Source organism: Amycolatopsis dendrobii (assembly GCF_014145675.1).
GTDB classification, from domain to species: domain Bacteria; phylum Actinomycetota; class Actinomycetes; order Mycobacteriales; family Pseudonocardiaceae; genus Amycolatopsis; species Amycolatopsis dendrobii.
Genome location: NZ_JACGZW010000006.1, coordinates 520,917 through 542,375, shown reverse-complemented (window position 1 = coordinate 542,375; position 21,459 = coordinate 520,917). Strand labels below are relative to the sequence as shown.

Here is a 21,459-nt window from a genome sequence, read left to right as displayed (position 1 = left end):
TGACGACCGTCACCCCGCTGAGCTCCGGCTATTTTTACATCGTTGGAACAACGTTGTAAACAGGCAAAACGTCGCTACACTACGTGGTCGTCGGGGCTGGTGCCGAGAGCCTCGCGGGCTCGTGATGGGCTCTGGGCGGACGAGATGAGGAGTCGGCGTGGCCGTGACCCTGAAGGACGTCGCGACGCTGGCGGGCGTTTCGGTGAAAACCGTGTCGAACGTGGTGAACGGCTACGCGTTCGTGAAGCCCGAGAACCGGCGGCGCGTCGAAGAGGCACTGGCCGCGACCGGGTACCGGCCGAACGTCGGCGCGCGCAACCTGCGGCGCGGGCGGACCGGGTTCCTGGCGTTGATGGTGCCGGAGCTGAGCATTCCGTACTTCGGCGAAATGGCCGGCCTGGTGATCACCGCCGCGCAGCGCCGCGGCTGGAGCGTGCTGATCGAGCAGACCCAAGGCACTCGCGACCGGGAGCGGGCCACGGTGGACTCGCTGGGCCCGCATCTGGTCGACGGCGCCCTGGTGCATCCCGAAGCGCTCGAAGCGGACGATTTCCCTGACGCGGAAGGGAAAATCCCGCTGGTGCTGCTGGGCGAACACGCGGTGGACGTCGCACTGGACCGGGTGGCGATCGACAACGTGCGGGCCGCGCACGTCGCGGTGTCGCATCTGGTGTCGCTCGGCCGTCGCCGGATCGCGGCGATCGGCGCGAACCCCAAGCGCGGGACGTCGTCGCTGCGGCTCGCCGGTTATCGGGCCGCGTTGGCGGACGCTGGTCTGCCGTCAGCGGATTCTTTGGTGGAGCCGGTGGCGAAGTACCACCGCGCCGAGGGTGCGGCGGCGATGAAACGCTTGCTGGCACAGGAAGAACCGCCGGACGCGGTGTTCTGCTTCAACGACCTGCTGGCTGTCGGCGCGTTGCGTTCGGCGGCGGAACACGGGCTCCGGGTGCCCGGCGACGTCGCGATCGTCGGTTTCGACAACACCGAGGAGAGCGCGTTCAGCCTGCCCGCGCTCACCACGATCTCGCCGGACAAAGCGGCTATCGCCGAGGCCGCGATCGACCTCATCCACCGCCGCCTCGCCGGTACCGAGAGCGCTGCGCCGCGTTCGGTGCAGCCGCCGTTTTCCTTGGAGGTAAGGGAAAGCACGGTCGTTTCTTAGCCGGCTCAGCCTTCGGCTTTCACGAGTTCGCGGTACGCCCGCCGTTCGGTGAGCAGCGGGACGAAGTCGCGGACACGGGCGTCGTCGAAGGTGCGATAGCTGTCGCCGACCACGTCGGCGATGTGCCCGGCCGGATGGACGGCGGAGAACTTCGCGGTCAGCCGCTGAACGACCAGCCGGATTTCGAGGCGTTCACGGGGAGAACTGCGGGCGGGCATGATCCGGGCTCCTTCGGTGCGGGCAGTGGCCTCACCCTCAATCGTAGACACTGTCTACCTCGGGGAACGTGGGCTTGTGCCCCGGCGGCAGAGACTTTCGTCGTCAGCCGCCAAGGGCGAAAGGCTTCTCGATCGGCCCTCCGGCGCCCTGGTTCCGGCGCGAACGGATCCGGGATTCTGAGCGCGTGACGAAGGCACCACCCGGCAACGGACCCTCCACGGTCACCGAAGAAATCCAGCACCTGTTCGCCGTGCTCGCCGACGCCGAGTCCTACTGGGCGGAACGAGTCAGCGAAGTCGCCCCCGCCCATGCCGACGGCGCACGCAACCTCGCCCACTACTGGGCCGTGCGCCAGTTGGACCTGCGTGACCTCCAAGCTCGCCTGGCCGAGCAGGGCCTGTCCTCCCTGGGGCGCAGCGAACCGCACGTACGCGCCAGCCTGGAAGCCATCGCTTCGGCCGCCGCTGCCCTGGCCGGCACCGATACTCGCGAACGTCTGTCTCGCCAAGATTTCGCCACCGGCCCGCGCAGTCTCAACAGCAACTGCACGGCCTTGCTCGGTCCCGAACCCGCGCGGCGACGCACGCGCATCATGGTCACCTTGCCCACCGAAGCCGCACACGACCCCACGCTGACCCGCGCACTCGTCCGCGCGGGCATGGACCTCGCCCGGATCAACTGCGCCCACGACGGACCTTCGGAATGGGCGGCCATGGCAGCCCACGTCCGCGCCGCTGCCGAGGACGCCGGGCGGCGCTGCCTGATCGCCATGGATCTCGGCGGCCCGAAACTGCGCACCGGTCCGCTGGCCGACGGTCCGCGTGTCGTCAAACTCCGGCCGCGCCGCGACGAACTGGGCCGTCCGACCGCGCGGGCCTGGTGCTGGCTCACCAGCACCGCGACCCCGCCGCCGCGGCCGGATGCCAAGCTGATTCCAGTCCACGCCACGGGACTCGGCGCGCTGCGCCCCGGCCAGAACCTGAGCTTCCGAGACACCCGGGGCTCCCGCCGTCGCCTCGTGGTGGCGTCCGCGAGCCCGGCCGGTGTGCTGGCCTCTGCTCGCCGCACCGCCTATCTCGCCACCGGAACCGTGCTGCGCGCGCAGGACGGCACCGAGGCCGAAGTCGGTGCACTGCCTCCGGTCGAGCAGTTCCTCACCTTGTACGAGGGCGACCTGCTCACCCTGACTCGCGACTGCACCCCGGTGGAAATCCAGCGGCCGCCCCGAATCGGTTGCACCCTTCCCGCTGTCTTCGCCGCGGCAGTGCCAGGCGACCCAGTCCTGTTCGACGACGGCCGGATCGGCGGCACTGTCGTCAAGACCGGTGAAGACGCCCTCACCGTCCGGATCACCAGCGCGCGCGACGGCGGTTCCCGGTTGCGCGCGGGCAAGGGCATCAACTTGCCGGAGACCGCGTTGCCGGTGCCCGCGCTGACCGAGGCCGATCGAGCCTGTCTGCCGTTCGTGCGCACGCATGCCGACCTGGTGCAGTTGTCGTTCGTCCGGACCGCGGGCGATGTCGAGGACCTGCTCGCCGAACTCGGCGGGCAGGACGAACTGGGGGTGGTCCTCAAAATCGAGACCAGGCAGGCCTTCGAGAACCTGCCCGAGCTTTTGCTGACCGCGATGCGCCGCCCGCGCACCGGCGTGATGATCGCCCGCGGCGACCTCGCGGTCGAATGCGGTTACGAACGGCTCGCCGAGTTGCAGGAGGAAATCCTCTGGCTGTGCGAAGCCGCGCACCTGCCGGTCATCTGGGCCACCCAGGTCCTCGATCAGCTGGCCCGCACCGGCCGCCCTTCCCGCGCCGAAATCACCGACGCGGCCATGGGCGTCCGCGCCGAATGCGTGATGCTCAACAAAGGACCGCACATCGTGGCCGCGGTGCTCACCCTCGACGACATCCTCCGGCGGATGGCCGACCACCACTACAAGAAGACCGCGCTGCTCCGGCCTTTGCGGTCGTGGCGGCCGTCTGATTGATCAGAGCAGCCGCACCGCCAGCACGAGGATCACCACGCTGGACAGCAGAGCGGTGCCGAGCCGTCCGCGCGGACCGGTGAGGCCGCGTCCGAGCAACGCTCCGCCGACGGCAAGCAGCAGTTGCCAACTGGCCGAAGCGGCGAACGCGGCGGCCGTGAAGACGGTGCCGTTGGCCGGTCGGTCGCCGAGGACGAGCGCGGTGAAGTAGATGATGGTGGACGGGTTGAGCAGGGTCAGGCCGAGCAGGGTCGCGTATGCCCGCAGCGGGTGCGGTTGCGTTGCCGGCAAAGGCGTTTCCGGGGCTCGATAACGCCGGATCGCCCGGATCGCGGTCCACGCGGCGAGCAGGAACAGCGCGGCGGCCGAGGTCAGCCGGAGCGGCGTGGTGATCGGGGCGAGCAACGGGGCCAGCGCGGCGCCGCCGGTGGTGGCGAGAACGGCGTAGACACCGTCCGCGGTGGCCACCCCCATCGCCGCGGCCGCCCCGACCCGCCACGACGTGCGGGCGGTGAGTTCGACCAGGTAGACGCCGATCGCACCGACCGGCATGGCGATCCCGTACCCGGCGACGAGCCCCGCGACCAGCGCGGCGCTCATCGCACGGCCTGGGCGGTCCCTTTCTGCGCCGTCTGCTGCTTGCCGCGCGCGGCGAGACAGTCGGACGGGCGGTGGCGGGCGGGTTCGGTGGTCATGGCCGGAATACTCGGCTGTCCGGCCAGGACTGGGCAACTGGATTTCCGCCGTGCCAGGATGGGCGGACGCCGGTTGAACTGCCTGTCTCGTTTGTGGTCCGGTACCGGGCGGCGGACCGGGAAACGGCGGGATCCGCGCTGGTGGACACTCCGCGCCACCTCGACGCCCTCGCCGAGGACATCGCGCGGCACGGAATCCGGACGCCGTTGCGGCTCGGGTTCTGCGAGGAGTTCGGCACGATCGAGGGCAATCACCGGATCGCCGTCGCACTGCGGCTCGGCCTGACCACGGTGCCGGTCACCGTGGTCAGGGAGCCGAACACTCCGCGTCCCGCGCACGCGCGACCGGGGCGGGCAGCCGATTTCGCGGTGCTCGCGGCCGCAGCGGGGAAGTAGCCGCTACTTGCCGCGCGCCGCCACCTTGTCGATCACCGCGGCCACCGCCTCCGGCTGGGACAGCAGCGGATAGTGGCTGGCCGTCAGTTCGACGCAGTCCGCCCCAGCCCGCTCCGCGAGCCAGCGCTGCAGGTCCGGGTGGAGAATTCGGTCCTCTGTGGACACTGCGTAAGCAGTCGGCAGGTCGCGCCAGGCTCCAGGACCCGCGGGTACGGCGAAGCATTCGGCGCGAGCGCGGCGTTGCACCGAGGCCAGCGCGGCGGCCCGTTCGGGAGCCACATCGGCGGCGAAGGCGTAGTGGAAGCGGTCCGGGTCGATCGACGACCAGCCGTCCTCGCGGAACACCATCGCGTCGTTGCCGGGCGAGGCGGGGAACTTGCCGTTCAGCGAAGGCACGTTCTCGCCTTCGTCCGGGACATACGCCGCGAAGTAAGCCAGCGCGCTGACCTGCGGATTGTCCTTCGCCGCACCGGAAATCACCGCGCCGCCATAGGAATGGCCAGCCAGCACGACCGGGCCGTCGAAAGCCGCGATCTCCCGGCGAACCTCGGCGATGTCGTCCGCGAGCGAGGTCATCGGCAGGTTCGCCGCACGGACCCGATGTCCTTGCCGATGCAGCGCTGGGATCACCCCCAGCCACACCGACCCGTCGCCCCAAGCGCCGTGAACCAGAACGATCTCCGCCATGAATGCCTCCCCTTCGTCTGAAGGCAAGCCAACCACCGGCGGTGCCCGGGGATTCCCCGTCCCCGCGAAAAGAGGAGGATTCCGACCGCGACCAGGGCCCGAACGGCGCTATCTGACAACGAAGCCTTGACCGGCGAAGCGGCGGCCGGGACGCACCCGGCCGCCGCCCGCTCAGCTGTGCGTCAGCCGACCGGCGAGTGGTCGTAAATCCGCTGCTGCGGTCCGGAGACCGCGCTGAGCCCGTTGGCCCACAGCCGCTGCACCCGGGACGCTTCCTGCGAGTTCGGGTTGGCGTTGTGGCAGGACGGGCCGGGGCCGCCGCCCGACATCAGTTCGGAGCACGGGCCCGAGTAGTGGTCCGGCAAGCCGAGCGCGTGGCCGGTCTCGTGCGCGGTGATCCGCGTGTTGTCGTACTGGCGGGCCTGGGTGTAGTCGATGAAGATGGTGCCGTGGCCGTGCCCGTCGGTCTGCGCGTACGAGCCGCGCGGGTCGTTGCCCTCGACGTACCGCAGCGTGGCTCCGGACGAACGCTCGACCAGCTTCACGTTGGTCACCGCGCGGTTCCAGTTCGCCGCGCCCGCGTTGATCGCGGCCCGGAACGACGGTGCGCCGGACGTCGAGTAATAGACCGTGGCGGACGCGACGGCGGACGGAGCCGGAGCGGCGACCGCTACGGCGCCCGAGAGCGGGGCGGCGGCCAGCGCGAGCGCGACCGCGCCGGACAGCACGAACTTCCTGGACATAAGAAAGCTCCTGGGGGGATGGGGGGAGTTTGCCGGGTTTGCGCGCGCTCAACCCAAAGTAGGCAGAAGCTCCCGTTATGTGACCCCCCATTCGTACGGTCCGGCAAATGGTGATTTCCCAGCACTAACGACGGGTTGACAACCCGGTCACCACGGCTGCATTTCGTCGTCGTCCTCGCCCGCGGCGCGCCTGCGGTGCGGACCGGACGTCGGCCGCGGCGGTTCGGGAGCCGGCGCAGGGGGCGGCGGGGTGGTGCCGGGAGGCGGCATCGGCGGACGGCTGTGCGTCGCGCCGCCCGGCGGGGGCATCGGGCGTCCGTAGGCCGCGCTTCCCGGCGGCGTGGTGCTGCCCGGCGGAGGTCCCGCGTAGCGGGCGGGGGGTTCGGACCGCGGCGGCTCCGGGGCGGGTTCCGGCTCTTCCTCGGGCTCCGGCAGATACGACTTGACCACGTTCATCATCTCGCTGTCGCCCGCGATCGGCTCGAACGCGTCGATGACGTCGCGCGACACCTGGCGCTGCGCCTTCCCGTAGGCGTCCATGATCGACGCGGTCAGCCGGGCGCCGCCGTGCCGCAGGGCGCGGTCGTCGATCTCGAGGTTCTTGAGCGCGCCGTTCGGGGCGACCGAAACCGACACCAACCCGTCGCCCGATTTGGCGCGGCCCTCCGCGGTGCTCAATGTCTCTTGCAGGGCAGCGCTTTTCGCCTGCATTTCGTCAATCCGCCGCTGGAAGTCGTCCAGCCACCCCTGATCGTCCACCGGCGAACGCTATCGACCGCCCTCGCCCAGCTGGTGAACCTCGGATGGCTGACGGGCTACGAAACGATCGACATCCGCGGCGGGCCGGAGCGGTGCGGGGCAACGCGAGCGGTAACAATGGGCAAGTGTCCGAAGAAGTCCAGGCCCGCACGCGCAACCGCTGGGGCGAGGGCGAGCGGCTGCGCGGGGAAATCCTCGCCGCGGCCAGCAGGCTCCTGTCGGAACTCGACGGCGAGGACGCGCTCACCATCCGCGGGGTCGCGCGTGCCGTCGGCATCGCCCCGGCCAGCATCTACCAGCACTTCAGCGACCGGGCCGCGCTCGTCACCGGGCTCGCCGAGCACGAGTTCGGCCGGTTGCGGCTCGCGATGGAAGCCGCCGAATCCCGGGTTCCCGCCGACGACGCGGTGGGCAGGCTGCGTGCGCTGCTGCACGCGTACTGCCGGTTCGCGATGGACAACCCCGGCCATTACCGGCTGATGACCGCGAACGGGTCGAGCCGCACGTCGCCGGACGTCCGGCCGGAGGGTCCGACGATCGATTTCGTCGACCGGATCTCCGCCGCGTTCGCCCGCTGCGCCGAGTCCGGGGCGGAGCTCCGGGTGCCCGCCGAACGGGCCGGGGTGATCGCGTTCGTCGGCGCGCACGGCCGCGTCGCGCTGTTCCATTCGTCTGGAAGGCAGCCGGGCGAGGACGCCGTGGTGAACTTCGCCGACGAGCTGCTGTCGCTCATTTTCGCTTGAGCCACGGGCGTTTTCTCCCGTTTGCCATCCTCGTCCACGGCCATCCCGGTGATCTTTGGACCCGGGTCTGGGCAATCGTTCACCAAATCGCCTAACATGTGTTCGGTAAGTATCCGAACACTCGTTTGGTGACTTCTCCAGGAGGCTGTGATGGCCGACGCCCGGCCCGTAGAGCAGTTCCCGATGTCGCGCGGGCGCTGCCCGTTCGACCCGCCGCCCGACCTCGACCGCAAGCTGCGCGACGACCCGGTGTCGCGCGTACGGATCTGGGACGGCAGCGAACCGTGGCTGATCACCCGCTACGAAGACGTCCGCGCGATGCTCACCGACCCGCGGGTGAGCGCCGATCCCACCCGCGCCGGCTATCCGTCGCAGACGCCCGGGGTCAAGGCGCGGCGCAGCCGGTTCCGGTCGTTCATCGGCATGGACGACCCGGAGCACGCCGCCCAGCGCCGGCTGCTCACCGGCGATTTCATGGTGAAGAAGGTCCAGCGGATGCGGCCGCGGATCCAGCAGATCGTCGACGAACTGCTCGACGAGATGCTGGCCGGCCCGAAACCCGCCGACCTCGTGCAGGCGTTCGCGCTGCCGGTGCCTTCGCTGGTGATCTGCGAGCTGCTCGGCGTGCCGTACGGCGATCGCGAGTTCTTCCACCGCTGCAGCAAGATCCTGGTCTCGCGGGAAGCGACCGCCGAACAGGCGCTCGCCGCGACCGAGGAACTGCTCGACTACCTCGCGCGGCTGGTGGAGAAGAAAATCGACGACCCGGCCGACGATGTGTTCAGCCGCCTCGCGACCGGTCAGGTCGCCACCGGCGCGATGACCGTCGAGGAAGCGGCTTCGATGGGCCAGCTGCTGCTTGTCGCCGGGCACGAGACCACGGCGAACATGATCGCGCTCGGCACTGTCGCGCTGCTGGAGAACCCGGACCAGCTCGCCGCGGTCCGCGACGGCGACGACGCCTTGCTGGCCAACGCGGTCGAAGAGCTGCTGCGCTACCTGACGATCGTCCACTCCGGACGCCGCCGCGTCGCGCTCGAAGACCTGGAGATCGGCGGGCAGACCGTGCGCGAGGGCGAGGGGCTGATCGCAGCCACGGACGTCGCCAACCGCGATGAGACGCAGTTCCCCGAGCCGGACAAGCTCGACGTCACCCGCAAGGCACGCCACCACGTCGCGTTCGGCTACGGCGTGCACCAATGCCTCGGCCAGCCGCTCGCGCGGGTCGAACTGCAGGTGGTCTACCGGACGCTCTACCGGCGGATTCCGACGCTGCGGCTGGCCGCACCGCTGGACGAGCTGAAGTTCAAGCACGACATGGTCGTCTACGGGGTGCACGAACTTCCCGTGACCTGGTGAAAGGAGTCGCGAAATGAAGGTGGTCGTCGACCAGTCCCGCTGCGTCGGGGCCGGACAGTGCGTACTCGTCGCGCCCGAGGTGTTCGACCAGCGCGACGAGGACGGGATCGTGGTGCTGCTGCGGGAAAACCCGCCGGAGGAACTGCACGCGCGGGCGAAGGAGGCGGCGCAGCTCTGCCCGGCGCTCGCGATCGAGGTGGACGGCTGAGCCAGCGGCCCCGGCGGTCCTTTATCCTGTAAGGGGAAAGGGGTCGCCGGTGGTCGTGTTCGCGGGGCAGGGCGACGCCCGCCGTTCGCTGGAGCTGCTGTGGCGCACGGGCAGCGAACCGCGCAGCGCGCCGGGGCCGAAACCCGCGCTCAGCGTGGATCTCATCGTGGCCGCCGCGATCGAGCTCGCGGACGCCGAGGGCATGTCCGCACTGTCGATGCGCGCGGTCGGCGAGCGGCTCGGGCGCACGGCGATGGCGCTGTACACGTACGTGCCGAGCAAGACCGAGCTGATCGACTTGATGTGCGACCAGGCGTTCGGAGATCTGCGCGACGACCACGACCTGTCCGGCGGCTGGCGTCCCGCGTTGCTCGAACTGGCCGGCGACCTGTGGGAATTCCATCTGCGCCACCCGTGGCTGCTGCAGGTGTCCTACGCGCGTCCGGTGCTGGGGCCGGGGGAGTTCCGGATGCAGGAAACGGTGCTGCGGGTGCTCTTCGCGACCGGTCTGCCCGCCGGTCAGGTGCGGCGGCTGGTGGGCGCGCTGCTCAACGTCGTGCGCGGCGCGGTGCAGATCGCCGCCGAATCGCGGTTGGCGCTCAAGGAAACCGGACTGTCCGATGAGGACTGGTGGCGCGCGCGGACGTCCGCGCTCGGCGAGCTGGCTCCGGATCTGGCGGAGCGGTACCCGAATGTCGCACGGCTGGGCGAAGAGAGCGCGCCACCGCCTGCCGGAGTGTCCTATTTGGAGCATGAGGCGCGGCTGAGCTTCGATGCCGGGGTGGCGGTGCTGGCGGACGGCATCGAGGCGGCGGTCTGCAGGGGGTCGTGAGTGTTTATGCCGGTTAGAACCGGCATTGCCGCTCACGAGGACTTGCGCGCCTCGATCAGGTATCGAGTAGTCGTCGCCACGAACGGCCCCTCCCGCAGTTCCTCGTGCAGTTCGCGCAACCGCGGCAGATACTCCTTCACAGTGAACCCTGGCACCATCCAGATCACCTTGCGCAGGAAGTAGATCACCGCTCCGATGTCGTGGAACTCGGTGCGCAGTTCCTCGAAGCGCAGGTCCACCACTTCAAGCCCAGCCTGCTCCGCTTCGGCCTTCGCCCGGTCCGGATGCCGGCTGTCGCGCACTTCCGGCGTCTGCGGCCCGAGGAAGTACTCGACCAGCTCGAACACACTCCACGGCCCGACCTGCTGCGACAGATAGCTGCCGCCGGGCTTGAGGACGCGGACGATCTCGTCCCACCACACCGTGACCGGATGCCTGCTGACGACCATCTCGAACGTGTTGTCCTGAAACGGAAGCGGCGGCTCGTCCGTGTCCGCGACGACGGTCGCGCCCCGCGGTTCCAGCAACGCGGCGGCCTTCTCGAGGTTCGGCGGCCACGATTCGGTGGCGACCGTCAACGGCGGCAGTACCGGCACGCCCGCCAGCACTTCGCCGCCGCCGGTTTGGATGTCCACAACGGACTGGACGTCCCGCAGCCGTTCGCCGAGCAGCCGCTGATATCCCCAGGACGGCCGCTGCTCGCTGGCCCGGCCGTCCAGCCAGGAGAAATCCCAGCCGTCCACCGACACCGACGCTGCCTCGTCCACCAGTTCGTCGAAGGTGCGCATCCGGTGATCGTCACAAATTCGGCGCGGGCGGGCCACTCGATTTCCGCTGCGGCGCCGGCGGCACGGGTTTGGCGGCGACCACCGCGGCCAACGGGACGACGACCAGACCGCGTTTGGTCTCGACGGTGCACGTGTCGGCGTCGCGGGCACGCAAGGGACCGAGGGCGTCGGTGAACCCGCCCTCGATCCGGTATCGCACGACCACCCGCGTGCCCAGTGGGAGTTCCGTCAGCGGAGTCACTTCGCGAGGTGCGCGTTCAGCTCGTCGTCGCTCGGTTCCACGAGGTGGCTGCCGTCCGCGAAGACGATGGTCGGGATCCGGCGAGCGCCGTCCTGCAGCTCGCGTACGCGAGCTTCGGCGGCCGGGTCGGCCTCGACGTCCACGTAGTCGTACTCGACGCCCTTCGCGTCGAGCAGCGCGCGGCTGCGTTTGACGTCCGGGCACCAGCTCGCGCCGTAGACGATCGGGTTGCTCATGACACTACCTCCGAGGGGACGACAGCGGGTTTGCCTTCGGCGGCACCGGGTTCCGGATGGCCGAGGAAGGTGAGCCAGTCGCGGAACACGCGGTGCACGGATTCCGCGCCGACGGGCTCGCCGGGTGCCGGGAACTCTCGCGGATGCAGCAGGAAGCCGCGCTGCTGCGGTCCGCCGAGCCCGCCGTGCGAGCCGACGTGCCGTTCGAACGGCGAGGACTGGTCGGAATCCGCGTCGTACCGGCTGTTGATCATGATGTCCGCGCAATGCGGGAAACTGTCGACGCGCTGGACGAGCTCGGCGGCGTACGGACCGTAGCCGGCCAGCGGGTCTTCGCCGATCACGACCCCGGTGGCCAGCCGCTTCAATCCGTCGCGGCCCAGCACTACCGGGCCGAACTCGCGGCTGCGGACCAGCAGGAACCCGACGCCGTCGTGGTCGACCAGCGTCGGCAGCAGGTCCGGGTACTCGCGTTCGATCGTCTCCAGCTCGACCCGGCCCTCGTGTTCGGTGAACGACACCATCGCCAGATGCCCGGACACGACGGCGACCACCCCGGGAGCCACCCGCGTGACCTGCCCCGGAGAGCCAGTCGCGGTGCGCGGCCGGTTCTCGGCTCCTTCCGCGCCTTCGACCCTGGCCCGCAACCGTCGCGCGATCAGGCCGCCGGTCGCGGTCGCCTCGGCGAGTGCCGCGTTGACCTGCCAGCTTTCCGCCTGCCGACGCTTTCCTTGCTCGGCAACGGGTTCGCCGCCGCAGAGCCGGCCGACGAGCGCCTCGACGGTCTCGCCGAACCGGTCGACGAACGCCTGACCCTGGGTTTGCCCGTGGTCGGACAGCCCGACGATGTGGTACTTCCGCGGCGAGAGCCGACCGGCCCGCAGCAGCCGGGCGAACTGCTGGTCGATCGACCGCAGCACCTCCAGCGTGTCGAACCGTTCGATGCCGGAGTGGTGCGCGACCTCGTCGTAGCCGAGGAAATCGGCGTACACCACCGGTCGTCCGGCGAGCATGTCGCCGATGATCGCGGACACCACGACGTCGCGCGCGATCACCGTCGTGCCCGGCCGGGCGAGCGGGTAGACGCCGCCGCGCGGGATCCGCGGCAGCACACCGGCGCGCCGCTGTTTGGCCGCCGCGGACAGTTCGCGGACGACGTCGGCGAGCGCGACACCGAACGTGCGCAACACGTTGACCGGGTTGGCGAAGTAGGCGCGATACCCAGCGCCGACCCGGCCCCGGCGCTTGCGCGGCGTGAGCACCGGCACCGAACTCATGGTCAGGCTGACGTGCGCGGCGTCGCCGGAGAACAGGTTGCCGTGGCTCGCGCCGCCGATCGACAGCAGGCCGCGGCCGTCGCTGTGCCGCCGTTCGATCTCGGCCGCGTCGGACGGATGCGCGCACGCCATGACGTGGTCGCGATCCTTTTCGTACCAGCGGAAACCGAGGATGTCGTGGTTCGAGCCGTGCAGGATCCCGCAGACGCTCGCCCCGGTCTGCGAACTCCAGTCGGTGTGCCAGCGGGTGAGCGAATGCGTGCCCTCGGACAGCCACTTGGCGAAGGTCGGCATGTCCCCGTCCCGCACGGCGCGGCGGACGGTGTCGTAACCGAGCCCGTCGATCTGCAGGAAGACCACACCGGGCGGTTGATCGGCGAAATCGGTGCGGTGCTTCGCTTTCCGGCGACGGCGAGCGGCGCGCCGGAAGAAGATCTCGTCCTCGTCGACGGCCAGCACGCTGGAGATCACCGCGCCTACCGCGGACATCGCGACGGTGATGACGACCGCCGTCGAAAAGCCGTGCAGCTCAACGCCGGGTACGGCCTGGAGAATCGCCAACGCCGCGGCGCTGAGCAGGATGTACGTGCCGACGCCGAGGGTGAAGTACGCGATCGGCCACGCCACCCGCACCACGAGCGGCCACACCACCGAGACGAGCAGGCCGAGGATCAGCGCGCACACCGTCGGCTGCCACCACGACTGCATCGTGAAGCCGTCGAGCCACGCGTCGAGCAGCCGCAACGCGCCGGTGACCGCCACCCAGACCAGCAGGACCCGCGCGACGACCCGGCCGCCGCGCAACAACCGGCCCTTCGCCGGAGCAGGTGTGCTCATCGGTGTCCTCCCGCCTGGTGGGCCGCCCGTTTCTTGGAGATCAACGTCGTCACCACGGTCACCAGCAGCACCAGGACAGTGGCGAGCAGCGTCGCGATCAACGGCGAGTCGAAGATCCCGCCGCTGAGGATGCCCAGCAACGAGTACGCCACCGCCCACAGCACACACGCCAGCAGGCCGGACGGCAGGAACTTGCGCCAGGGATAGCCGAGCGTGCCCGCGGCGAGCAGCACCGGGATGCGCCCGGCGGGCACCAGACGGCCGATCACCACGAGCTGCCAGCCGCGTCTCGCGAACTGCTCGCGGCCTTTCGCGAGGCGTTCGGCCTGCTGGCGGCGTTCCACGAAACGCAGGAGAGGTTCACTGCCGAAGCGCGGGACGGCGAAGGTGATCACGTCGCCCAGGTACGCGCCCGCTACCGCCAGCAGGATCACCAGCGGGAGCGAGAGGTGGTCGGTGGTCATCGCGACCGCGGCGGCTGCCCCGACGACCGCGCCGGTCGGGACGATCGGGATGACGGAGCCGAGCAGTACTCCGCCGAACAGCGCCGGGTAGCCGATCGCTGACGGGTCAGTCCAATTCACCCGCGCTCCTCGCGAGTGGGGAGCAGGACGTCGGAACCAGGGCGGGTGTGCAGCACCTCGGTGTCCAGGCCTTTGCAACGGACGTGGTGCGCGAAGGTGCGCGGGGGTTCCACGAGGAGCTGGCGCATCTTGGCGGTGCGATGGATGCCGGGAACGGCGAGGGTGCCCCAGTGGACCGGGACCGCCGTGCGGGCCTGGAGCAGGGCGGCGGCCTCGGCGGCTCGCTCCGGGGTGAGGTGGCCTGGGCCGAGGTTCGGGCCCCAGCCCCAGACGGGGAGGAGGGCTACGTCTACCGGGCCCAGGTCGGCCATGCCGGGGAAGAGGTCGGTGTCGCCTGCCGAGTAGAGCCGGTGGTTGTTTCCCTCCAGGAGGTGGCCTAGGGCGGGGCTCTGGGGACCGTGGGTGAGGCGCGGGCCCCAGCGATGGCCGGAATGGACTGCTTCGGTGGCGGTGATGCGGAGGTCGCCGGAGGTGATGGTTTGGCCTGGGGAGAGTTCCTCCACCTCGGTGAAGCCTCGTTTGGTCAGCCAGGAGCCCGCGCCTCGCGGGACGACGATCCTCGTGGCTTTGCCGAGGAGGTTCAGGGAGGGGAGGTGGAGGTGGTCGCCGTGGAGGTGGGAGATGAGGACGATGTCCACGGCGGTCCAGGCGGAGATGTCCGGCTTCGGTGCTACTCGGGTCAGGGGGCCGACCCAGCGGGTGAGGACTGGGTCGGTGATGGCGACCTGGCCGGCTAGTTCCACGCGGGTGGTCGCGTGGCCCAGGAAGTGAAGGTTCGGGCTGGTCACGGGTTCGAGTATTGCTGGATGTGCGGTGGGATGCTCGGTGGAGTGGTGGGGGGCACCCTTTGGGGCTGCTCGTCGCCTGGCGGCGACATCGGGCCCTTGGTGGCGTGGGGCACCCCGAAGGTTGATTGTGCTGACGGTTCGGGGGTGCTTGTCAAGGCGGGAAAGATGCCTTGACAAGCACCCCCGAACCGCAGGGCGGCTTTGTATCGGGGTTGGGGGAGGGCTGGGTGTCTCGATGGGTGGGTGCAGTGGCTGCGGTTTGTTGCGCGGCTTGGGTGTGTGGGTGCGTGAGGGGGGCGGGGTGCGGTTAGCGCCCCAATGTGGCATTGGGTGCGTGGGACGCACCCAATGTGGCGTTCGGTGCGTGTGGCGCACCCAATGCCACATTGGGGCGCATCCGGGCGGGTGTTGGGCGGCGGTCTGTGAAGGGGTCCTTGAGGGAATCCAAGTCCGGGAAGGGGCCCCTCACGACCGGTGGCTGGTCGTGAGGGGCACCCCAGGGAGTCAGCGTTCCTCAGGGGCCCCTCACGGCATTCGTCAGTGCGGGGTGGAGTTGGCTGGGGCCGGGATGTGCAGGGATTTGGTGCCGAGGCCGGTTGCGGTCAGGCGGAGGCGGGGTTTCGCGTCGATCGGGACGTATGGGGTGCCGGTGCAGCCTGGGTGTTCCATGGCTTTGGCGGCCGGGGGTTTTGTCGGCTCGCTCGGTTCGGCGGTGACCGGTACGTCGCGGACTCGGTCTAGTTCCTCGTCCGTGTACCGGGCGCTTTCGTGGTGCCAGTTCGCGATGCCGGTCATCAGGTTCTTCAGCAGGTCCGCGTAGCCGGTGAGCGTGTCGCGTGCTTCCGCGTCCAGGCCGTAGTCGGCGAAGAGGCCGGGCAGGCCTACGTCTGCTGCGTGGCGGAACTCGGCGAGTCGTGCTTCTGCCAGGTCGGCGACGATGCGGATGGCTCGGTCTTGCCCGACGTCCAGGAAGGACCGCACCACCAGCACTGCGTTGTGCAGGCCGCCTTCGTACTCGATTTCCTTGCGGTAGGAGAACAAATCGTTGATCAGCCAAGCGTAGTCGGCGGCGGAGTCTTCCAGTGCTTCGATGACTCGGTTCCGGTGGATTTCCTTAGGCACGGTGCGGCTGTTGGTCAGCCTGCTGATGCTGGTCACCAGGTCGGAGCCGAAGGTGCGGCGGCGCATTTCGACGTAATCGATGGGGTCGGGTATGCGGTTTTGGACCTGGCCGGCCACTTCCCACACCCAGGCGTCGATCATCGACTCGACCGTCGCGCGGAAGGCTTCGCGTTCGGCGGGGCTCAGCGGGCCGGTGGTGCGTTGCCACAGGTCCGCCAAGCCGGTTTCCAGCGCGGTTTGCGGTGGGGGCGGAGGTTCTCCGTCGGTGGGCATGAAGAGTTTGAGGCGTTCGGTGGTCAGCCTGGCGGCGGGCAGGTCGTGGGCGAGGACCTCCGCGTAGTAGTCGTCGGCGTAGGTGCCCCAGGTGAGCCAGTCGTTGGTAAGGGACACCTGCTCCGCAGGCGCGTCGGGGCAGAGGCCCGCGGTGGCCAGCGGCACGTCGGACGCGCGCAGGCGGACGATGTCCCAGATTCCCTCGGACAGGATGCCCATCCGGCGAGGCCAATCGGCGATTTTCTTGCGTTCCGCGGCTAGCTGCGGGCTGAGTCGCAAGGCGAAAGGCAAGGGCAGAGAGGGCAGAGTGACTGGGCCAAGCTGTTCGTGCGGTTGGTGCGTGAAAGCCCGTGTGCGTTGCGGGGCGGTAGTGGCGATGGAGCGGAAGATCCGGGCGGCGGAGGTGCCGAGGCCGGACGGGCCGCCGAGCAATTCCGGGCCGCCGCGGGCGTCCAGGGCGCCTTTGTTCATGTAGCGGCTGGAGCGCAGGTGCCATTCGTGTCCGCCGGATTGCCAGTCTTGCAGGCCTTTGACGTAGGCGAAGGTTTCGGCTCGTCCGGGTAGTTGCACGCCGTGTTCGTCGAATAGGGCGGGAACTTCGGTCAGGGCAGTGTGTTCGAATTGATGCAGGCGCGACGTCAGCAAGTCGTTTACCGCGTCCGCGGCCTCTTGGGTGGTGCAGCCCAGGAACTTTTCGAAGACCAGAACACTATTGGACAGTTCGCCTTCGTCCTCGACTTCGCGCTGGTAGGAGAAGAGGTCGTTGCGGAGGTGCACGGCGTCGGCGAAGCAGTCGCGGAGGACTTCCATGGGGCGTTTCGCCGCGATTTCGTCGGGCACCTCGGCGTTCAGGGAGTGTTCGATCAGGTTCGCGGACCAGGGTGCGCCGCCGACCTTGCGGCGCATGGCGACGTATTCGATGGGGTTCGCGACGCGGTTTTCGTTGATGTTGGCCAGTTCCCAGAGAGATTCGTCGAGGAGGTTGCGGGTGCTTTCGCGGAAGCGTCGCCGCCAGGCCGCTGACCGGTGCGGGACGGTGCGGTTCCACAGGTCGGTCAGGCCGCGTTCGACGGGGTTTTCCGGGGTTTCGGTGATTTCGCCTTCGGCGGGCATGAAACGCGCGATCCGGTCGAGGTAATCGCGTGCGTGTTCGATGTCGCCGGTGCGTTTGAACAGTTCCAGGAAGTGGTCGTCGAAGTAGAATACCCAGACGTACCAGTCCGTGACGAGGTCGAGTTCCCGCGGGGCGGCGTCGGGATGGGTGTAGGAGCACAACAGGGCGTAATCGTGGGAGTCGAGGTCGTGCTCGTTCCAGATGACGGTGCCGTGCTGGGGCACGTCGACCATGTCCATCGTGTACGCCCACGCCTTGCTGTGCTTCCGCGCGCCGTCCAGGTGCGGATTCAGCCGGGCCGGGTACGACAGATAGAACTCGGGCAGGACGAACGGCTGCACGCGGGCTCCCCTCGCGGTCGCGGGTACCGACACCACGAGGCAAACAGACCGCACCGGCGCGGCGGAAGGCCCGCGCGGGCACGCCACTCCCGCGGTCGTGGCGCATCGCTCATGCGGCCGAGGGCGAGGGCTGTTTTGATGGGCGCTGAGTACATCCGCGTCGCTCGATGGTGGAGATCGAGGCGCCGACCAACGAGGAGCCGAAGATGAGCGAGGAAGAGCCCCGGGTCTCCCGCAACGACAGCGAAAACCGCTACGAAGTGTATGCGGACGGCAAACTCGCCGGCTTCGCCGAGTTCACGCCGAAGGACACTGAAACCGTTTTCACGCACACGGAAATCGGCGACGAGTTCGGCGGTCGCGGGCTCGGCAAGGTGCTGGCGAAGGCCGCGCTGGACGACGTCGTCGCGCGGGGCGGCGTGATCGTTCCGGTGTGCCCGTTCATCGCCGGGTACCTGCGCAAGAATGAGGGCTACGCCGGGCACGTCCGCTGGCCAGGAGAGCACTGACGCAGGTCAGCAGCGCCGTTCGGGGTATTCCAGGTGGCCCGAACGGCGCAGCGGTGTCCGATTGGTCCGCATTTTTTGGTTATTAACCAACCTTCGTCGGTTTCGCGTTGGTTGCCGGGCAACAAAAGTGTGGGGCGTCCCACCGGTCGGTTTCAGCCCACCTGGAGGAAGATCCATGACTTCCCGGAAGACGCTCGTCGCGGGATTCACCGCACTGTCGGCCGCGGCCTTGACCGCGGGCATGTGCGTGAACGCCGCCTCGGCAAGCCCGATGGCGTTCGCCCAGATGCAGGCACAGGCGATCACCCAGGCGACGCAGGTCGCCGACACGCTCGGCGCCGGAAACGGCGGCATCTACCTCGAACGCGGCAAGGCGGTGCTGAACGTCACCGACGCCGCGGCGCAGGAGAAGGCCGAGGCCGCGGGCTTCGCGACGAAGCTCGTCAAGCACAGCTTCACCGCGCTCACCGGCGCGAAGAACCAGATGGACACAGTCAAGAACGTGCCGCAGACGTCGTGGGGCATCGACACCAAGACCAACCAGGTCGTGGTGAAGATCTACGACTCGGCGTCCCAGGCCACGAAGGACAAGGTCGCGGCGGCCGCGGCGAAGCTGGGCGACGCGGCGCGCGTCGAGCACCGCTCCGGCAAGCTGTCCACCTATATCGCGGACGGCGACTCGATCAACAACGGCCAGTTCACCTGCTCGCTCGGCTTCAACGTGACCAAGGGCGGCCAGCCGTACATGCTGACCGCGGGCCACTGCACCAACGAGGGCGGCACCTGGTCCGGCGGCGACGTTTCCGGAGCCCAGGTCGTCGAAAGCGACTGCCCCGGAGCCGACTCCGGCCTGCTGACCCGCCCGAACGGCACCGGTGACGGCGCGATCAACACCGGCCAGAAGATCAGCAGCGCGGGCACTCCGACCGTCGGCGAGCAGATCCAGAAGATGGGCCAGACGACCGGCGGCGGCAGCGGCGAGGTCACCTCGGTGGACGAGTCGGTCAACTTCGACGTCGGCGTCCTGAACCACGAGTTCGGCACCACCGCCCACACCGACCACGGCGACTCGGGCGGCCCGGCGTACGACGGCGAGAAGGGCCTCGGCACCCTCTCCGGCGGTGACACCCAGACCAGCTACTTCTACCCGCTGACCCTGGAACTGCAGTCCTACGGCCTCGAGCTCGCCTGAGGCTTTCAGCTCCACGGCCCGCCGTCCCGCTTTCGGGGCGGCGGGCTTCTTCGCGCGGCGGTTTTGTCGTACCCGGGGCTTAGAGTTCCCCGCATGAAGCCGAACCCGGCCCGAGACCTCTGGACAGCCATAGAACCCCTCCACGCAGTCGTCTACTTCGCCCCGGAACCCGCCGCGGCGGCGAAGGACGTCGGCCTGCGCGGCTGGTGGATGGGCTACTTCGCGGGCCGGGCGGCGCCACTCGGCCCGATCGGACCGGAACCGGTCACGTCGATGTTCTTCGGGTTCGCGCCGCGGATGGTCGAGCGAGCGCTGCCGGACGCGTGGACGTTCGCTTCTCCCGCCGACGTGCTGCGCACCCGAGTGGAAGCGGTCGAAGCGGCACTGACGCGGCTGCTCGGTCCGGACACTGTGGACGAACTGGTGACGCTGCTGGAACAAGCCGTCGCAGCCTGCCGATTCGACGCCCGTCCGCTCGCCGCGGCCTGGTCCGCGGTGCCTCGTCCCGACCGGCCGCTGGCCCGGTTGTGGCTGGCGACTGCTGTCCTGCGCGAACATCGCGGTGACGGCCACGTCCTGGCCGCCGTCGCCTCCGGGCTGAGCGGGCTGGAAACCACCCTCACGCACATCGCCACCGGAGCCACCGGTCGCGAGCAAGTCCAGCGCACCCGAGGGTGGACTGACGAAGAATGGTCTGAGGCAACGGAAAAACTGGTCGAGCACGGCCTGCTCGACGCTGGCGGATTGACCCCAGCAGGCGCGGAAGTCCGCCGCACCATCGAAGAAACCACCGACCGGCTGGCCGCCGCCCCGCTCGACGCACTGGGCCCGGCAGGCGTCGACCGGGTGCTGGAACTGGCAGTCCCGCTCAGCCGGCGGATCATCGACAGGGGAGGTGTTCCCATCCCCAATCCGATGGGCGCGAAACGTCCCTGAGCACGATGTCGATTCCCCGGTTCCCCGCTCGACGCACTGGTGACAGGCACGAGAAGGGAGCCCGGAAGATGCTGCTCGAAGGCAAAAACGCGGTCGTGTACGGCGCCGGCGGAGGAATCGGCGGCGCGTTCGCTCGAGCGTTCGCCGAGGAAGGCGCGCGAGTCTTCCTCACCGGACGCACCCGCGAGAAGCTGGACCGAGTCGCCGACGACATCCGCGCTGCTGGCGGCACCGCCGACGTCGCCGTAGTCGACGCGCTCGACGAGAAGTCCGTCGACGCCCATGCCGACGCGGTCGTCGAAGCCGCGGGCAGTCTCGACATCTCGGTGAACGTGATCAGCCACGGCGACGTCCAGGGGACCCCCATGGTCGAGATGTCGTTGGCCGACTACGAACAACCGGTGGTCAACGGCGTGCGCACCACATTCCTCACCATGCGTGCAGCGGGCCGGCACATGAAACGCCAAGGCAACGGCGTCGTCCTCCTCTTCGGCGGCGACGGCGACCCGGTGCGCAACCACGCGGTCGGCGGCCTGCAAGTGGGCTTCTCCGCGCTGGAAGCGATGCGCAGGCAACTCGCCGCCGAACTCGGCCGGTACGGCGTGCGCACCGTGACCCTCCGGACCGGCGGTGTCCCGGAAACGCTCCCCGCGGATTTCCCCGGAGCCGAGGAACTCACCGCGGAACTCGCCGAGCCGACCATGCTCGGCCGCACCGCGACGCTGGCCGATGTCGGTGCGGTAGCGGCGTTTGTCGCGTCCGACCGAGCCCGCACGATGACCGCCGCGACGGTGAACGTCAGCTGTGGCGCGCTGGTGGACTAGGCGGACGAGTACAAACGCGACAGACGGAGACGCCGGACCTCGGCCCGGGAGGGCGGGTGCTGCGGATTCGGCCGAATGCGAAGGCTCGGTCTTGAACAGCATCCAGGCGCCCGCCCCTGTCGCCGCGCCACGAACCACGAGCTACTGCGGTACGAGAACCAGTTGCCGCAGCGCGGCGACTCCGGGCTACCTCTTGGCGCGGGCGGAGATCTGCTGGACTGACCAGCTGTTGCCGTCGGGATCGGCGAAGTGGATGAACCCGATGTTGTCGAGGTCTTCCAGCGCCCCGGTGCCCGGATCCGAGCCGTAGACCTGGAGCTCGCCGACGTCGACGCCGCGTTCGACCAGTTCCTCGCGGGCCTTCCGCACATCGGCGACGACCAGTTGCAGACCCTTCAGCGACCCCGGCGGCATGTCCGGGACCATGCCCTTGCCCAGGACGATCGAACAGCCCGATCCCGGCGGCGTCAGCTGCACGAGGCGCTGGCCCGGTCCCGGGTTGATGTCGTGGTCGAGGTGGAAGCCGACCTGGTCCACGTAGAACGCTTTCGCCCGGTCCACATCGGTGACCGGGACGACGACGACCTCGAGAGTCCAGTCCATGAGACGAGTT

At 69.2% G+C, this 21,459-nt stretch carries 24 protein-coding genes; 11 read left to right on the top strand and 13 right to left on the bottom strand.

Going from position 1 to position 21,459, the window contains the following annotated elements; all coding sequences use genetic code 11:
- Nucleotides 1-157: 157 nt before the first annotated feature.
- On the top strand, nt 158-1,162 hold the full coding sequence (locus tag H4281_RS20630; protein WP_182892566.1) for a LacI family DNA-binding transcriptional regulator: 1,005 nt from the start codon (nt 158-160) through the stop codon (nt 1,160-1,162).
- 5 nt (nt 1,163-1,167) lie between these two features.
- On the opposite strand, the gene H4281_RS20625 is transcribed toward H4281_RS20630, so the two are convergent.
- Nucleotides 1,168-1,380 (bottom strand): three-helix bundle dimerization domain-containing protein, encoded by a 213-nt coding sequence (locus H4281_RS20625; RefSeq protein WP_182892565.1) that lies wholly within the window; start codon nt 1,378-1,380, stop codon nt 1,168-1,170.
- 185 nt (nt 1,381-1,565) lie between these two features.
- On the opposite strand from H4281_RS20625, the gene H4281_RS20620 reads away from it, so the two are divergent.
- A complete protein-coding gene (locus tag H4281_RS20620) occupies nt 1,566-3,365 on the top strand; it encodes a pyruvate kinase (protein WP_182892564.1) in 1,800 nt (599 codons plus the stop codon).
- Here the strand turns inward: H4281_RS20620 and H4281_RS20615 are convergent, their stop codons facing one another.
- Nucleotides 3,366-3,962 (bottom strand): LysE family transporter, encoded by a 597-nt coding sequence (locus H4281_RS20615; RefSeq protein ID WP_182892563.1) that lies wholly within the window; start codon nt 3,960-3,962, stop codon nt 3,366-3,368.
- A gap of 236 nt (nt 3,963-4,198) precedes the next feature.
- Here H4281_RS20615 and H4281_RS20610 point away from each other — a divergent pair, with 236 nt between their 5' ends.
- On the top strand, nt 4,199-4,453 hold the full coding sequence (locus H4281_RS20610) for a ParB N-terminal domain-containing protein (protein ID WP_182892562.1): 255 nt from the start codon (nt 4,199-4,201) through the stop codon (nt 4,451-4,453).
- 3 nt (nt 4,454-4,456) lie between these two features.
- On the opposite strand, the gene H4281_RS20605 is transcribed toward H4281_RS20610, so the two are convergent.
- The 3 genes from H4281_RS20605 to H4281_RS46255 form a co-directional block, all read right to left on the bottom strand.
- A complete protein-coding gene (locus H4281_RS20605) occupies nt 4,457-5,140 on the bottom strand; it encodes an alpha/beta fold hydrolase (protein WP_182892561.1) in 684 nt (227 codons plus the stop codon).
- 182 nt (nt 5,141-5,322) lie between these two features.
- On the bottom strand, nt 5,323-5,883 hold the full coding sequence (locus H4281_RS20600; protein WP_037818340.1) for a snapalysin family zinc-dependent metalloprotease: 561 nt from the start codon (nt 5,881-5,883) through the stop codon (nt 5,323-5,325).
- 147 nt (nt 5,884-6,030) lie between these two features.
- Nucleotides 6,031-6,642, bottom strand: a complete 612-nt coding sequence (locus H4281_RS46255; RefSeq protein ID WP_182892560.1) for a YbaB/EbfC family nucleoid-associated protein — start codon at nt 6,640-6,642, stop codon at nt 6,031-6,033.
- A gap of 125 nt (nt 6,643-6,767) precedes the next feature.
- Here H4281_RS46255 and H4281_RS20590 point away from each other — a divergent pair, with 125 nt between their 5' ends.
- The 4 genes from H4281_RS20590 (at nt 6,768) to H4281_RS20575 (ending at nt 9,784) form a co-directional block, all read left to right on the top strand.
- Nucleotides 6,768-7,385: a TetR/AcrR family transcriptional regulator gene (locus H4281_RS20590; RefSeq protein ID WP_182892559.1), complete on the top strand. Its 618-nt coding sequence runs from the start codon at nt 6,768-6,770 to the stop codon at nt 7,383-7,385.
- A gap of 150 nt (nt 7,386-7,535) precedes the next feature.
- Complete coding sequence (locus H4281_RS20585) at nt 7,536-8,744, top strand: cytochrome P450 (RefSeq protein ID WP_182892558.1); 1,209 nt, start codon at nt 7,536-7,538, stop codon at nt 8,742-8,744.
- A 13-nt stretch (nt 8,745-8,757) separates the two neighbouring features.
- Complete coding sequence (locus H4281_RS20580) at nt 8,758-8,952, top strand: ferredoxin (RefSeq protein WP_182892557.1); 195 nt, start codon at nt 8,758-8,760, stop codon at nt 8,950-8,952.
- Nucleotides 8,953-9,001: 49 nt separating this feature from the next.
- Nucleotides 9,002-9,784: a TetR/AcrR family transcriptional regulator gene (locus tag H4281_RS20575; RefSeq protein WP_182892556.1), complete on the top strand. Its 783-nt coding sequence runs from the start codon at nt 9,002-9,004 to the stop codon at nt 9,782-9,784.
- Between the two features lie 32 nt (nt 9,785-9,816).
- Here the strand turns inward: H4281_RS20575 and H4281_RS20570 are convergent, their stop codons facing one another.
- The 7 genes from H4281_RS20570 to H4281_RS20540 form a co-directional block, all read right to left on the bottom strand.
- Nucleotides 9,817-10,572: a methyltransferase domain-containing protein gene (locus H4281_RS20570; protein WP_182892555.1), complete on the bottom strand. Its 756-nt coding sequence runs from the start codon at nt 10,570-10,572 to the stop codon at nt 9,817-9,819.
- A 10-nt stretch (nt 10,573-10,582) separates the two neighbouring features.
- Complete coding sequence (locus tag H4281_RS20565) at nt 10,583-10,813, bottom strand: putative acetyltransferase (RefSeq protein WP_182892554.1); 231 nt, start codon at nt 10,811-10,813, stop codon at nt 10,583-10,585.
- Nucleotides 10,810-11,049, bottom strand: a complete 240-nt coding sequence (locus tag H4281_RS20560) for a glutaredoxin family protein (protein ID WP_182892553.1) — start codon at nt 11,047-11,049, stop codon at nt 10,810-10,812. Before H4281_RS20560 ends, H4281_RS20565 begins: the two co-directional genes overlap by 4 nt.
- Nucleotides 11,046-13,163, bottom strand: coding sequence for a phage holin family protein (locus H4281_RS20555; RefSeq protein ID WP_182892552.1), 2,118 nt, complete (start codon nt 13,161-13,163; stop codon nt 11,046-11,048). The genes H4281_RS20560 and H4281_RS20555 overlap by 4 nt, the downstream gene beginning before the upstream one ends.
- Nucleotides 13,160-13,747 carry a DedA family protein gene (locus H4281_RS20550; RefSeq protein WP_182892551.1) on the bottom strand — a complete coding sequence of 196 codons (588 nt, stop codon included), beginning with the start codon at nt 13,745-13,747 and terminating at the stop codon, nt 13,160-13,162. Before H4281_RS20550 ends, H4281_RS20555 begins: the two co-directional genes overlap by 4 nt.
- On the bottom strand, nt 13,744-14,535 hold the full coding sequence (locus H4281_RS20545; protein ID WP_182892550.1) for an MBL fold metallo-hydrolase: 792 nt from the start codon (nt 14,533-14,535) through the stop codon (nt 13,744-13,746). Before H4281_RS20545 ends, H4281_RS20550 begins: the two co-directional genes overlap by 4 nt.
- Before the next feature lie 537 nt (nt 14,536-15,072).
- Nucleotides 15,073-17,385, bottom strand: coding sequence for a terpene synthase family protein (locus tag H4281_RS20540; protein ID WP_182892549.1), 2,313 nt, complete (start codon nt 17,383-17,385; stop codon nt 15,073-15,075).
- Between the two features lie 167 nt (nt 17,386-17,552).
- Between H4281_RS20540 and H4281_RS20535 the strand changes: the two genes are divergently transcribed.
- The 4 genes from H4281_RS20535 to H4281_RS20520 all read left to right on the top strand — a co-directional run bounded on the left by H4281_RS20535 (nt 17,553) and on the right by H4281_RS20520 (nt 20,846).
- On the top strand, nt 17,553-17,894 hold the full coding sequence (locus tag H4281_RS20535) for a GNAT family N-acetyltransferase (protein WP_182892548.1): 342 nt from the start codon (nt 17,553-17,555) through the stop codon (nt 17,892-17,894).
- A 175-nt stretch (nt 17,895-18,069) separates the two neighbouring features.
- A complete protein-coding gene (locus H4281_RS20530; protein ID WP_182892547.1) occupies nt 18,070-19,086 on the top strand; it encodes a S1 family peptidase in 1,017 nt (338 codons plus the stop codon).
- A gap of 93 nt (nt 19,087-19,179) precedes the next feature.
- A complete protein-coding gene (locus tag H4281_RS20525; protein ID WP_182892546.1) occupies nt 19,180-20,022 on the top strand; it encodes an SCO6745 family protein in 843 nt (280 codons plus the stop codon).
- 68 nt (nt 20,023-20,090) lie between these two features.
- The gene (locus H4281_RS20520) at nt 20,091-20,846 is read left to right on the top strand and encodes an SDR family NAD(P)-dependent oxidoreductase (RefSeq protein WP_182892545.1); all 756 of its coding nucleotides are present in this window, start codon (nt 20,091-20,093) and stop codon (nt 20,844-20,846) included.
- A 186-nt stretch (nt 20,847-21,032) separates the two neighbouring features.
- Here the strand turns inward: H4281_RS20520 and H4281_RS20515 are convergent, their stop codons facing one another.
- Nucleotides 21,033-21,449, bottom strand: coding sequence for a VOC family protein (locus tag H4281_RS20515; protein ID WP_182892544.1), 417 nt, complete (start codon nt 21,447-21,449; stop codon nt 21,033-21,035).
- Between the last annotated feature and the right edge of the window lie 10 nt (nt 21,450-21,459).